The following is a 12947-nucleotide window of genomic DNA, read 5'->3' on the forward strand; positions in this document are numbered from 1 at the left end:
AGTAAATCGTGTCGAACCGCAAGTAAAAGAGCCAAAATCGCAAGTAAACGGGGCAAAATCGAAAGTAACACGCCTGGCCAACGAAGCAGGGCCTTCAGATCAATAGCGAAGAGGCCGCACTCCAATCCTTTTAGTGAAAATGATGGATTTGGCACGTAAACGCTGCAAAGTCGCACGTAAAGTGTCCATTCCCGCATGTAAACTCTTCAAAGTGGCATGTAAACGGGCGAAACCCGCATGTAAACAGGCTAAACCTGCATGTAACGATCCAATTCGCTCAAGAACCCTCACCTAAAGTGCCATAAATCGCCACAATAAAGCCCGCCACAGGTGAAAAAGGAAAGGGAATCTGCTTTTTATCAACAAAACGCAGCAAAATAAAAGCCCCAGACCCACTGCCCGATGTCTTTTATCCAAAAACACTCATATCACTTACAGCAAGTTATGGTATGATAATGGAATTATAGTGAAGAGGTGATAGCGTGCAGGATAAAAAGTTTGATACACAAGCTGTTCATTTTAGTACACATCGGGAGTCGGAAGTGGCAAGCAAGGTACAGCCGATCTACCAGACGACCGCCTATTCATTTAAGGACCTGGAGGACATTGAAGGATATTACAGTGGAAACAAACCATTTTTGTATTCAAGGCTGGATAATCCGAACAATGATGATTTGGCAACGGGAGTAGCAAGGCTGGAAGGAGCCCCATCGGGAGCTGCAACGTCTTCCGGGCTTTCAGCGATCTTATGTGCCGTGCTTGCCGCTGCTCAGCAAGGTGATCATATTGTAGCCTGTGATGATTTATACGGCGGTACATATCATTTGTTTGGTTCAGAATTGAAGTCATTCGGCATCGATGTGACTTTCGTTTCGTTTGCGGATCAGAAGTCCATTCAAGAAGCCATACGGCCCAACACAAAGATCCTTTACTCTGAATCCATCACCAACCCATTGCTAAGAGTAGAAGACATTAGTGGACTGGTTGAGATGGCAAGGAAAAATAACGTCATCTCCATGATCGATAATACATTTGCCACGCCATATCTGATTCGGCCGTATGTTCAGGGGGTAAACGTGGTTATACATAGTGCCACTAAATATATTGCGGGACACAGTGATGTAACCGCCGGGATCGTAGCAGGCGATCAAGATATTGTTCAGAGAGCAAAGGAAAAAATGGCGAACTTGGGATGCAACCTCGGTCCATTTGATGCATGGCTCGCGGGCAGAGGTTTAAAGACGCTCAGTGTTAGAATGGAGCGTCAAGTGAAAAATGCCGCAGCCCTCGCTCAATTTATGAAATCACAGCAGGCCATTAAAAAGGTTTATTATCCAGAGTCTGCAAGTGCAAAGGGCAACGGGGCGATCGTGACGGTTGAACTTGATGAAAAAGCCGATATCGAGGCGTTTTTTCGACATTTATCGTGGGTCAAGCTTGTTGCAACCTTGGCAGGTGTCGAAACGAGTGTGTCCTATCCACTGGGAACCTCACACCGAAACATGCCGGACGAGCTTATAAAACAGCATGGGATTACGAAACATGTAGTGAGAATTTCGGTTGGCATAGAAGAAATCGAAGACATCCAAGATGCTTTTTCAGCTGCACTGAATCACTCAATGTAAGCAATACATGGCAAATTATCAGATTTGTCGAATTTGTGAAAATGTGATAGAATTACCATGAAAGCGCTTTACAAAGAAAGCAAGGAGGATAACAAGATGAAGCAACAACAGGAATTACACCGTGGATTGGAATCAAGGCATATCACGTTAATGTCACTTGGTGCCGCAATTGGTGTCGGGTTATTTTTAGGTTCTGCTAATGCTATAAAGCTTGCTGGTCCTGCCATACTCGTTGCTTATACTATCGCGGGCGCCGTTATGTTCTTGATTATGAGAGCCCTTGGAGAAATGGCGATTCATAATCCTGTAGCGGGCTCATTCAGCCGATATGCAAAAGACCACCTAGGACCGCTTTCAGGATATATTACAGGCTGGAATTATTGGTTCTTATGGGTAGTTACCTGTATGGCCGAAATCACAGCAGTCGGAATCTATATGGAAAAATGGTTTCCGGACGTGCCGACCTGGATTTGGGCACTGTCTGCATTGGTGATCATGGCTGCGGTCAACTTAATAACCGCAAAAGCCTATGGGGAATTCGAATTCTGGTTTGCGTTAATTAAAATCGTCGCTATTATCGTTTTGATTGTTACTGGTTTAGGAATTATTCTATTTGGTTTTGGAAATCATGGAATTGCGACGGGAATCAGCAACCTCTGGAGTCATGAAGGCTTTGCGCCTCATGGCGTCAAAGGGATTTTAATGTCCATGCAAATGGTAATGTTCGCCTTCTTGGGCATTGAGATGATTGGTGTGACGGCCGGCGAGGTTAAGAACCCGAAGAAGGTTCTGGCACGTGCCATTGACACTGTGTTCTGGAGGATTTTATTATTCTACGTTGGAGCTCTTTTTGTTATCATGTCCATCTATCCATGGAATGAAATTGGCACGAATGGAAGCCCGTTTGTATTAACATTTGAGAAGATCGGCATTGCTCAAGCAGCAGGGATCATTAACTTTGTTGTTTTGACTGCAGCGCTGTCAAGCTGTAACAGCGGTATTTTCAGCACAGGACGCATGCTGTTTAACCTGGCTGAGCAGGAACAGGCGCCAGCGGGTATGAAGAAAATCAGCAGAAACGGTGTACCATCAAAAGCGATCCTCGTCTCTGCAGGAGCACTGTTGATTGGAGTCGTACTTAATTATCTATTCCCAGATTCTGAAGTATTTGTCTGGATTACAAGTATCTCTACGTTTGGAGCGATCTGGACATGGGGAACCATTCTTCTGTCACAAATGAAATTCAGAAAAACATTATCACCGCAAGCACTGAAGGAACTGAAATACAAAACACCATTATTTCCATACGGTTCACACATTGCATTAGCTTTCCTGCTCATGGTAGTAGGAGTCATGGGATACTTTAAAGAAACACGAGTCGCTCTTATTGTCGGTCCGATCTGGATTTTAGGCCTTGTTGCATTTTATTATGGGAAAGGCCTTCATAAGAAGGATAAAACGGGCGAGAAGGTGGCATAATAACTTGCAGTTGCACGTCAGTAAAAATTTACTGGCGTGCAATTATTAAAAAAGGGTTGCGTGATTTCAGAATTCATGCTATATTAATTATTGTCGACTTAGACAAAAGTAAAAAGTCTTCTTATATCATCGCGGGGTGGAGCAGTCTGGTAGCTCGTTGGGCTCATAACCCAAAGGTCGCAGGTTCAAATCCTGTCCCCGCAACCAATTAAATTCTACTCCATGAGTGATAATAAATGGACCCGTGGTGTAGCGGTTAACATGCCTGCCTGTCACGCAGGAGATCGCCGGTTCGATCCCGGTCGGGTCCGCCATTACTTGCAAACGTAAACGAAACAATTTGTTTCGTGTTTTTTTATGTAAAAATAGGTTTTTTTCATAAAATAAGATAAACTAATAAAAGATACATAACCCTTAGGATCTTCCGATGCCTAAGGCTTTTTTGTAAAAAAAGCGATTTAAACGACCGTTTAAGCAGAAGGGTACATGCGATGAAGGATGAATTTGAGTGGATTAAAACGATAAGTCCGGCCAGCCATAAGCAATCTTCGCTTATTCTGGGAATTGGGGATGATGCGGCCCTCATTAAAGGTTCAGCGCTTGATCAGATCATATGCCTGGATACCATGGTGGAGGGCGTTCATTTTACAAAATCGACATTGACGCCTTTTCATATCGGCCATAAAGCGCTTGCTGCGAACATCAGTGATATTGCTGCGATGGGCGGTATACCTCTCTTTTATCTCGTTTCCATTTCAATTCCGGCTGGCTGGGATGAAGAGGAGCTCTCCCGGATTTACAAAGGGATGGCAGCACTCGCTGAAGAATATGAGATGGATCTGATCGGCGGTGATACCGTTTCGACGACCGGTCCTCTTGTTCTTTCTGTGACCGTATTGGGCCAGGTGGAACAAGGAAGAAAGCTTTTGAGAAGCAATGCAGAGCCCGATGATCTTGTCTTTGTATCCGGCCCGGTTGGAGATTCAGCGGCGGGATTGTCCCTTTTATTAGAAAGGTCCCATCAAGGGAAATTCAGTAAAGAGGAATCACTCCTTGTAAAAGAGCATCAGCTTCCTTTGCCTCATGTGGAAGCAGGGAGGATCTTGGCCAAGTCCGATCAACGCGTAGCGCTCAACGATATAAGTGATGGCGTGGCTAGTGAGGCCCATGAAATCGCAGAAGCCAGCGGTGTTTCGATCACACTTTTTTATGACAAGCTTCCAAAGAGTGAAGCTATCAAGCACTATCCCGGCGAGATGCAAGACGAATGGATGCTGTTTGGCGGAGAAGATTATAAGCTGATCGGGACGATGTCTCCGGATGGGTTTCCTGAAGTGCAGGCGGCGTGCGAAAAAGCCGGATGCTGTTTAACGGTGATTGGACGGGTATCAAAAGGATCGCCTGGTGTTGTGCTGGACAGAGGGACTTCGGTTGAAAAACTGTCGAAAGCGGGATATAACCATTTTTCTGATTGAGGTGCAAGGATGGAACAACTTATAGTAACAACCGCATCTCCTGTAGAAACAAGTGAGCTTGCAGAAAAGCTAGGAACCTTGCTTGGACCGGGAGATGTGCTTACACTTGAAGGAGATCTCGGCGCTGGAAAGACAACCTTCACCAAAGGACTTGCCAAGGGATTAGGTGTAAAACGGGTGGTTAATTCACCGACGTTTACAATCATTAAGGAATATAAGGGGCGTTTGCCTTTTTATCATATGGATGTTTATCGGCTCGAAGACAGCGATGAGGATCTTGGATTTGAAGAATATTTTGAGGGTGAAGGCGTCACGGTGGTGGAATGGGCACAGTTCATTGATGACCGGCTGCCGGACGACCGATTGAACATTGAAATCCGCCGCACGGGAGATGAAAAAAGAGAATTGAAATTTCAGCCTGCAGGCGAACGATTTATTACGATATGTAAGGAGTTAGGGAAATGAAAGCCTTAGCCATAGATACATCGAATCTTGTCATGGGTATTGCTGTGGTTGATGGAGAGAAAGTGATCGGAGAGTATACGACAAACCTGAAAAAGAACCACTCCATTCGAGTGATGCCAGCCATTCATGACTTGATGAAGGAAATGAATATGAAGCCAGCAGAACTGGACCGAATTATTACTGCAAAGGGGCCTGGTTCCTATACTGGCGTGAGAATCGGGGTTACGATCGCAAAAACGATGGCCTGGACACTGAATAAGGACCTGTCGGGTGTATCCAGCCTTGAGGTTCTCGCTCAGAACGGAAAGTTCTTCAGCGGCTATGTCTGCCCATTGTTTGACGCAAGAAGAACCCAGCTTTATACCGGCTTATACGGCTTTGAAGAAGACCGGTTTCAAGCGGTAAAAGAAGACCGTCTTGTTTTGAGGAGAAATTGGCTGGACGAGCTGAAGCGTCTGGAGAAACGAATTCTGTTTCTGGGGAATGATTTAGACCTTCATAAGGAAAGTATACTGGAAGAACTCGGTGATCAGGCGGTGTTCGGAAGTGCTGCTGATCATAACCCGCGGCCGTCTGAACTGGCACGGATCGGCATAGAGAAAGAACCAGAATCTGTACATCATTTTGTTCCCAGCTACCTTCAGCTTGCTGAAGCCGAAGTGAATTGGCTGGCGGGACAGAAGAAGTAGGTGCAGAACAATGAGGGAGACGTACACTTACAGGTTGGCTACAGTGAATGATCTGCAGGATATCATTGAGATCGAACATGCGTCCTTTACACTGCCCTGGACGCATGAAGCGTTCTATAACGAAATTGTCCACAATCAGTTTGCCTACTATCTTTTACTGGAGGCGGATGGCAAGACGGTGGGGTATTGCGGTGTCTGGGTGATCATTGATGATGCACATATCACCAACGTGGCGATTCGTCCGGAATACAGGGGCAGGAAGCTTGGGGAAGCGATCATGAAGCAGGCGATGCGGCTGGCGAAACGATATGGATCGGCCAGACTGAGCCTTGAAGTCAGGGTCAGCAACTATGTGGCACAAAATTTATACCGCAAGCTCGGTTTTCAGGATGGCGGTATTCGAAAAAATTATTACAGCGATAATGGGGAAGACGCTTTAGTGATGTGGGTGATGCTTTGATGAAACAGGATGAAATTATACTGGCGATTGAAACGAGCTGTGATGAAACAGCGGTCGCACTCGTGAAAAATGGAACAGAAATTATGGCAAACGTGGTCGCTTCGCAAATTGAAAGCCATAAGCGCTTTGGTGGAGTCGTGCCTGAAGTGGCGTCCCGCCACCATGTCGAGCAGATTACAGTAGTGATGGAAGAAGCGCTTCAGATGGCAGGAGTGACGATGGATGATGTAACAGCTGTAGCGGTCACGGAAGGGCCAGGACTTGTTGGAGCGCTTCTGATCGGCGTAAATGCGGCAAAAGCTTTGGCGTTTGCCCATGGTCTTCCGCTTGTGCCAGTCCATCATATTGCCGGGCATATCTACGCCAACCGGCTGATCACGGAGATGAAGTTTCCGCTGCTCGCTCTCGTTGTGTCAGGAGGCCATACAGAGCTCGTTCTGATGAAAGAGCATGGTTCATTTGAAGTGATCGGCGAGACGAGAGATGATGCGGCGGGAGAGGCGTATGACAAAGTCGCGCGTACGTTAAATCTTCCGTATCCTGGAGGGCCACACATTGATCGGCTTGCTCAGGATGGTGCGCCTGTCCTAAACCTGCCTCGTGCGTGGCTGGAAGCCGACTCCTATGACTTCAGCTTCAGCGGGTTAAAATCAGCGGTCATCAATACCGTCCACAATGCGGCTCAGCGCGGGGAAACCATTAAGCCGGAAGATCTGGCAGCAAGCTTTCAGGAATCTGTCATTGATGTGCTTGTGGAAAAAACGGCACGAGCTGCCCGTGAGTACGATGTGAAGCAAGTACTTCTGGCAGGCGGTGTCGCAGCAAATAAAGGGCTAAGAGCTGCACTGGAAGCGAAGTTCAGCGGTCTTCCACAAGAGCTCGCCATTCCTCCTCTGTACTTATGCACAGACAACGCAGCCATGATTGCGGCAGCGGGCAGTATTGCCTATCAAAAAGGAAAACGAGCGGATTGGGCGCTAAATGGCGTACCAGGCCTTGATCTGGAGGCTCAATAACGAAAGGAATCCCTTCTACATAGGAGAAGGGATTTTTTATGTTTTGGGGTTTCAGATAAGATGTGGACAAAGTTATCCACAGATCATTGGATAATGTGAATAAATGAATAGAACACAATAAAATTGCTTTCCAGGCCTGTGCATAAAATTATGTGGATAACTTTTTATGAATCTGTGGATAATGTGTATAACTATGCTGATGAAGGAGTTATTACCTATAAAAGCTGTGAATAACCGTGTGGATACTGTGAATTATTGCAAAATAAAAACAACGGTGCCTGGCACCGCTGTCGGGGATTCTTATTGTTCTTCGAGCTGGAGCAGTTCCCATTCTTCCATCAGCTGTTCGACCTCTGCTTTAATCTTTTCGATTTCCTCATTATGTGTCTGCGTTTTTTCATAATCCTGGTAGACGGCGGGGTCACAGAGGGCTTCTTCATGTACAGCCTGGTCGCTTTCAAGCTTTTCCAAGAGAACCTCTATCTCTTCGATCCTTCGCTGACGCTTACGGTCTTCGCGTTTGGCTGCCTTGTCCTGTTTATACGCTCCGGCAGAAGCGGGTTCCTCTGCTTGAGGGGAGGAAGGGAGATTTTTGTTTTTCAATTCCTCCCGCTCTCTCGTCTCGGTTTTTTTGGCAACATAATAGTCATAGTCACCGAGGTAGTTCGTGATTTTGGTCCGGGAAAGCTCAGCGACTTTGGTGGCGATCCGGTTGATGAAATAACGGTCATGAGAAACGAAAACGATGGTTCCTGGATAGTTGATGAGTGCCTGCTCCAGGACTTCCTTGCTGTCGAGATCCAAATGGTTCGTCGGCTCATCGAGCAGCAGCAGGTTGGCTTTTTGCATCATCAGCTTAGCCAGGGCAAGCCGGGCTTTTTGTCCGCCGCTCAGCTCATTGACATACTTGAGCACATCATCTCCGCTGAACAGAAAGTTGCCGAGGACCGTTCGAATTTCCTTTTCTGTTTTGTCCGGATACTCGTCCCACAATTCATTTAACAATGTTTTATTGGAGCTGAGGTTCGCCTGCTCCTGTTCATAGTGGCCGATCTTCACATTGGCTCCGTAAGCAATGTTTCCTTCAAGCAATGGCAGCTGTTTTAAGATCGCCTTTAACAGGGTCGATTTTCCGATGCCGTTTGGTCCGACAAGCGCCACACTGTCCTGGCGGGAGACATGATAATCAATGTTAGAGATGAGCGGGACGCCATCTTCATAGCCGGTAGCCACCTGTTCTAGCTTCAAGACGTCATTTCCGCTCTGGCGTTCGATATCGAACGAGAAGGCTGCGGACTTTTCATCACCAAGCGGCTTATCCATCACCTCCATCTTTTCAAGCTGCTTTCTTCGGCTCTGCGCCCGTTTGGTCGTAGAAGCCCGGACGAGGTTCTTTTGCACAAAGTCCTGCAGCTTCGCGATCTCCTCCTGCTGCTTCTCATAAGCTTTCATATCGAGTGCGAGCCGTTCCGCTTTTTGTTCCAGATACTGGGTATAATTACCTTTGAATTTGGAAGAGCGATGGCGGGAGATCTCATAGACTGTCGTCACGATCTTATCCAGGAAGTAGCGGTCATGCGAGACAAGCAGGATTGCGCCGGGATAGGACTGCAAATATTGCTCAAGCCATGAGAGTGTCTCAATGTCCAGATGGTTGGTCGGCTCATCCAGGATTAAAAGGTCAGGCTTGGTCAGCAGCAGTTTAGCGAGCGCCAGACGTGTTTTCTGGCCTCCGCTTAAGGTCTGCACGGGAGTCGACGGGTCAAACCCGCTGAACTGAAAGCCGTGAAGCACTGTGCGGATGTCCGATTCGTATTGATAGCCGCCCGCTTCCTTGAACTGGATCTGCAGTTCGTCATATTCCTTCAGCAGGCGGTTATAGGCTGTCTCATCCGCAATCAGCGCCGGGTCACCCATGCGGCTCTCCATGCTGCGCAGCTGATTTTCCTTTTTCCGGAGCGGTTCGAACACGCTGATCATCTCATCCCAGATGGACAGATTGGATTCAAGTCCTGTATCCTGTGCGAGATAGCCGACTCTGACACCTTTTGGCATGATCAGCTGGCCTGAGTCATATGACATGTCTCCTGTGATGATTTTCAAAAGTGTGGATTTGCCTGCCCCGTTTCTGCCGACAAGGGCAATTCTGTCACGGGTTTGGACTTCCAGCTTAATATTCGATAAAATAGGGTCAGCCCCAAATGATTTTGTTAAGTCATTCACTTGCAAAATAATCAATGTATAGTCACCTCAAATTCCTATCGACGAAAAACAAGGTTCACAGACGGAAAGCGAAATGAAAAGATGCTGCAGTTCGCCTGTATTGCTGAATTCTGTCTACTCTTAGTGTAGCTTACATAAGCGAAGCGGAGCAACTAATCAATGTTCAACATTTCGTTAGAATTATCTTTCAATTCTGTATCCATTGATTTCAAAGATAGTGTATATTCTAGGAAGAAGGAGAAGGTTATGGCATCTTTCACGCATTTTAACGAACAAGGAAGAGCGAAAATGGTAGATATCTCCGAAAAGGATGCGACCGTTCGCACAGCAGCTGCCAAAAGCTCAATCGCTGTTAATACTGATATCTACACAAAAATAGCAGAAGGCTCGTTCCGTAAAGGGGATGTGCTTGCTGTTGCGCAGGTCGCAGGCATCATGGCCGCGAAAAAAACGTCCGACTGGATTCCCATGTGCCATCCTTTGTCCCTCACTGGCGTAGATATTACGTTCCATTGGGAAAAAGAAAATGAAGAACAGTACAGGCTGCATATAGAAGCAGCCGTGAAAACAAAAGGCAATACCGGGGTTGAAATGGAAGCATTAACCGCAGCGAGTGCCGCTGCATTAACCGTTTATGACATGTGCAAGGCCGTCGATAAAGGGATGATCATTGGACCAACCTTTCTGGAAAGTAAAACCGGCGGAAAAAACGGGGATTTTCAACGTACCACTTAAAAAATATGGTAAACTATAGATAAGCTTTCTGATAGTGGAGGGCTCTAATATGAATCAGGAACAGATAAAAATACCGCAGGCAACTGCCAAGAGGCTTCCGCTTTATTACCGTTTTCTAAAAAACCTTTCCATTTCAGGAAAGCAGCGGGTATCTTCTGCAGAGCTTAGCGAAGCAGTAAAAGTAGACTCAGCAACGATCAGAAGGGATTTCTCCTACTTTGGGGCTCTCGGGAAAAAGGGCTACGGATATAACGTAAACTATCTTTTTTCCGGAAAACCCTGAACCAGGATGAAGTAACCAAGGTTGCTTTGATTGGCGTGGGGAATTTAGGGACTGCTTTCTTGCACTACAACTTTATTAAGAACAACAATACGGTCATCCAGGTCGCCTTTGATGTGGATCCGGCCAAGGTTGGAAAGGAAGTAGCAGGAGTTCCGATCCATTCCATCGACAACATAGTAGAGGAGCTGCAGGAAAGTGATGTAGAAGTCGCCATCCTGACCGTTCCCGTGGGCTCAGCCCAGTTTATTGCAGATCAGCTCGTTCAGGCCGGCATCAAAGGCATTTTGAACTTTACGCCCGCTCGGCTGACACTGCCGCCCGAAATCCGGGTGCATCATATTGATTTAGCCGTAGAATTGCAGTCTTTGATCTATTTTATGAAACATTACCCATCCGTTGATTTATAGATTTTAATTTGCGTAAAGGAGGTGTCTGGAATGATTGGAGCAGGGAGTGCAGTATTTATTGCCGCGGCTGCATTAGTCGTATTTGGACCGAAGAAGCTTCCGGAACTTGGTCGTGCAGCAGGAAAAACGCTAAGAGAGTTTAAGAATGCGACACAGGGACTCATGGATGATCATGACAACGATAAGAAAGAGAAAAATCACGAACCGAAGTAGCAGTTAGGATGAACAAGATGACAGAAAAAAACATGCCGGTCTACGACCATTTGGGTGAATTAAGAAACCGTATCGTCATTACGGCTGTTTTCTTCTTTCTCTTTATGGTTGTAGGTCTCTTTTTTGCCAAGCCCGTCATTGTGTATTTGCAAAGTGACAATGTCGCAAAAGACATTCAGATGAACGCGTTTAATCTTACCGATCCGCTGAAGGTGTATATCGATTTTGCTTTTATCATTGCACTTTTGCTATCTCTTCCTGTGGCGCTGTATCAACTATGGGCCTTCGTCAGCCCCGGTCTTTATGAGAATGAAAGAAAAGTAACATTGTCGTACATTCCGATTTCTTTTATATTGTTTGCAGCCGGTTTAAGCTTTGCTTATTTTATTCTTTTTCCAATGACCGTTCATTTCATGTCGAACATCGCCAATTCGTTAGATGTGGAAGGGGAATATGGAATAAACGAATACTTTTCCTTTTTGTTCAGCTTAATATTGCCATTCGGTCTGTTGTTCCAGTTTCCGGTCCTTGTCATGTTCTTAACAAGGCTGGGTCTTGTGACACCGTACATCTTAAGAAAGATTCGAAGATTTGCCTATTTCGGCATTTTGGTCGTCGCCGGAATCATCAGTCCACCGGAGCTGATTTCTCACCTGACGATCACGGTACCGCTCATCATTCTGTATGAGATTAGTATTTTGATCTCAGCAAACGCCTATCGCAAGCGGCTGAAAGCGGAAGAAGAAGCAAGGCTTGATCTGGAATTGGAAAAGACACACCTCGAATAGTGAGGTGTGTTTTTTTATAGGGAGGTAATCTGATATGCACTTTGATGTGATTGTCATTGGAGCTGGTTCGATGGGAATGGCTGCAGGAGCCTTTTTATCGAAGAGCGGAAAAAGAACTTTATTATTAGATTCATATGACCCACCACATCACAAAGGAAGCCATCACGGGGATACGAGAATGATAAGGTATGCGTACGCTGAGGGGGAAGAGTATGTTCCGTTCGTTCTGAAAGCGCGGGAATTGTGGAGGGATCTTGAAAAAGAGACAGACAGAGAGCTGTTTCTGCAAACCGGCGTCCTGAATGCGGGGATTCGCCAATCACAATTTGTACAAAACATCATCTCCAGTTCGAAGACTTATTCACTTCCTCTTGAAGTCATGTCACCGCAGGAAGTGAACGCGCGGTGGCCGGGAGTGACGCTGCCTGAAAACTTCATCGGATGCTATGAACCGACTTCCGGTGTGCTGAAATGTGAGGATTGTATTGAAGCTTATTGTGAGCTTGCCGAAAAGTACGGAGCGGAGGTTCTGACCAATCAGAAGGTGATAGAGCTTTCCGTGCATGGAAAAAAGGTAACCGTTAAGACGGAGGGACAGACATTTACTTCAGATGCTCTGGTGGTTTCGGCAGGCGCCTGGTCTGGATCTTTGCTTGCCAAGCTGAATTTGAACCTTCCTCTTTCACCGGTGAGAAAAACCTTCGCCTGGTTTGATGCCCCTCAAGATCTGTATAACGATTCCTCTTGTCCATCTTTTGCGGTAGAAACAACACAAGGACTTTATTACGGCTTTCCAAGCATCAATGGTTCAGGATTAAAGGTGGGCCGCCATGATGGAGGAGAAAGAATTGATCCGGATGAGCCTGTCGCTCCTTTTGGCGAACACGAGGAGGATCAATCAGACCTTGCCGAGTTTTTGAGCGGTTATATGCCACAAGGAGGACCGTTGAAATACGGGAAAACCTGTATGTACACCATGACACCTGATGAAAAATTCATTATTGATCTGCATCCGGAACATTCCAATGTGGCGATTGCCGCAGGCTTTTCAGGACACGGCTTTAAGTTGAGGAGCGTATCTTTATCTGT

At 46.3% G+C, this 12947-nt stretch carries 12 protein-coding genes, 2 tRNA genes and 1 pseudogene; 14 read left to right on the forward strand and 1 reads right to left on the reverse strand.

Translation table 11 applies throughout. The features are described from left to right. Positions 1 to 482: 482 nt before the first annotated feature. From ABHN01_RS20005 to tsaD, 9 genes are all read left to right on the forward strand, one after another. On the forward strand, positions 483 to 1625 hold the full coding sequence (locus tag ABHN01_RS20005; RefSeq protein ID WP_429876979.1) for a trans-sulfuration enzyme family protein: 1143 nt from the start codon (positions 483 to 485) through the stop codon (positions 1623 to 1625). Between the two features lie 96 nt (positions 1626 to 1721). Further along, a complete protein-coding gene (locus tag ABHN01_RS20010) occupies positions 1722 to 3104 on the forward strand; it encodes an amino acid permease (protein ID WP_429876980.1) in 1383 nt (460 codons plus the stop codon). 130 nt (positions 3105 to 3234) lie between these two features. Then, positions 3235 to 3311 (forward strand) — tRNA-Met (locus ABHN01_RS20015). A 31-nt stretch (positions 3312 to 3342) separates the two neighbouring features. After that, positions 3343 to 3418, forward strand: a tRNA-Asp gene (locus ABHN01_RS20020). A 177-nt stretch (positions 3419 to 3595) separates the two neighbouring features. After that, complete coding sequence (thiL, locus tag ABHN01_RS20025; RefSeq protein ID WP_429876981.1) at positions 3596 to 4579, forward strand: thiamine-phosphate kinase; 984 nt, start codon at positions 3596 to 3598, stop codon at positions 4577 to 4579. 9 nt (positions 4580 to 4588) lie between these two features. Continuing rightward, complete coding sequence (tsaE, locus tag ABHN01_RS20030) at positions 4589 to 5044, forward strand: tRNA (adenosine(37)-N6)-threonylcarbamoyltransferase complex ATPase subunit type 1 TsaE (protein ID WP_429876982.1); 456 nt, start codon at positions 4589 to 4591, stop codon at positions 5042 to 5044. Next, a complete protein-coding gene (gene tsaB / locus ABHN01_RS20035; RefSeq protein ID WP_429876983.1) occupies positions 5041 to 5733 on the forward strand; it encodes a tRNA (adenosine(37)-N6)-threonylcarbamoyltransferase complex dimerization subunit type 1 TsaB in 693 nt (230 codons plus the stop codon). Before tsaE ends, tsaB begins: the two co-directional genes overlap by 4 nt. Before the next feature lie 10 nt (positions 5734 to 5743). Next, complete coding sequence (rimI, locus tag ABHN01_RS20040) at positions 5744 to 6193, forward strand: ribosomal protein S18-alanine N-acetyltransferase (protein WP_429876984.1); 450 nt, start codon at positions 5744 to 5746, stop codon at positions 6191 to 6193. Then, positions 6193 to 7209, forward strand: coding sequence for a tRNA (adenosine(37)-N6)-threonylcarbamoyltransferase complex transferase subunit TsaD (gene tsaD, locus ABHN01_RS20045; RefSeq protein ID WP_429876985.1), 1017 nt, complete (start codon positions 6193 to 6195; stop codon positions 7207 to 7209). The genes rimI and tsaD overlap by 1 nt, the downstream gene beginning before the upstream one ends. A 300-nt stretch (positions 7210 to 7509) precedes the next feature. On the opposite strand, the gene ABHN01_RS20050 is transcribed toward tsaD, so the two are convergent. Beyond that, positions 7510 to 9447 (reverse strand): ATP-binding cassette domain-containing protein, encoded by a 1938-nt coding sequence (locus ABHN01_RS20050; RefSeq protein WP_429876986.1) that lies wholly within the window; start codon positions 9445 to 9447, stop codon positions 7510 to 7512. A 231-nt stretch (positions 9448 to 9678) separates the two neighbouring features. On the opposite strand from ABHN01_RS20050, the gene moaC reads away from it, so the two are divergent. The 5 genes and pseudogenes from moaC to solA all read left to right on the forward strand — a co-directional run. Further along, the gene (moaC, locus tag ABHN01_RS20055; protein ID WP_429876987.1) at positions 9679 to 10167 is read left to right on the forward strand and encodes a cyclic pyranopterin monophosphate synthase MoaC; all 489 of its coding nucleotides are present in this window, start codon (positions 9679 to 9681) and stop codon (positions 10165 to 10167) included. A gap of 49 nt (positions 10168 to 10216) precedes the next feature. Then, positions 10217 to 10857 (forward strand): annotated as a pseudogene (locus ABHN01_RS20060) (redox-sensing transcriptional repressor Rex). A 30-nt stretch (positions 10858 to 10887) separates the two neighbouring features. Next, positions 10888 to 11070 (forward strand): twin-arginine translocase TatA/TatE family subunit, encoded by a 183-nt coding sequence (locus tag ABHN01_RS20065; RefSeq protein WP_290401956.1) that lies wholly within the window; start codon positions 10888 to 10890, stop codon positions 11068 to 11070. Positions 11071 to 11087: 17 nt separating this feature from the next. After that, complete coding sequence (gene tatC / locus ABHN01_RS20070) at positions 11088 to 11858, forward strand: twin-arginine translocase subunit TatC (RefSeq protein WP_429876988.1); 771 nt, start codon at positions 11088 to 11090, stop codon at positions 11856 to 11858. A 34-nt stretch (positions 11859 to 11892) separates the two neighbouring features. After that, on the forward strand, positions 11893 to 12947 hold a 1055-nt coding region (gene solA, locus ABHN01_RS20075; RefSeq protein ID WP_429876989.1), incomplete at its 3' end, for an N-methyl-L-tryptophan oxidase.

Origin of the sequence: Fictibacillus sp. NRS-1165 (assembly GCF_050468105.1) — a bacterium.
In the GTDB taxonomy this organism is placed as follows: Bacteria; Bacillota; Bacilli; order Bacillales; family Fictibacillaceae; genus Fictibacillus_C; species Fictibacillus_C terrinigri.

Bases quoted from the DNA above. Each gene is read 5' to 3' on its own strand.
- thiL (WP_429876981.1), top strand. From the start codon at position 3,596: ATGAAGGATGAATTTGAGTGGATTAAAACGATAAGTCCGGCCAGCCAT.
- tsaE (WP_429876982.1), top strand. From the start codon at position 4,589: ATGGAACAACTTATAGTAACAACCGCATCTCCTGTAGAAACAAGTGAG.
- ABHN01_RS20065 (WP_290401956.1), top strand. From the start codon at position 10,888: ATGATTGGAGCAGGGAGTGCAGTATTTATTGCCGCGGCTGCATTAGTC.
- moaC (WP_429876987.1), top strand. From the start codon at position 9,679: ATGGCATCTTTCACGCATTTTAACGAACAAGGAAGAGCGAAAATGGTA.
- ABHN01_RS20010 (WP_429876980.1), top strand. From the start codon at position 1,722: ATGAAGCAACAACAGGAATTACACCGTGGATTGGAATCAAGGCATATC.
- tsaB (WP_429876983.1), top strand. From the start codon at position 5,041: ATGAAAGCCTTAGCCATAGATACATCGAATCTTGTCATGGGTATTGCT.
- tatC (WP_429876988.1), top strand. From the start codon at position 11,088: ATGACAGAAAAAAACATGCCGGTCTACGACCATTTGGGTGAATTAAGA.
- rimI (WP_429876984.1), top strand. From the start codon at position 5,744: ATGAGGGAGACGTACACTTACAGGTTGGCTACAGTGAATGATCTGCAG.
- tsaD (WP_429876985.1), top strand. From the start codon at position 6,193: ATGAAACAGGATGAAATTATACTGGCGATTGAAACGAGCTGTGATGAA.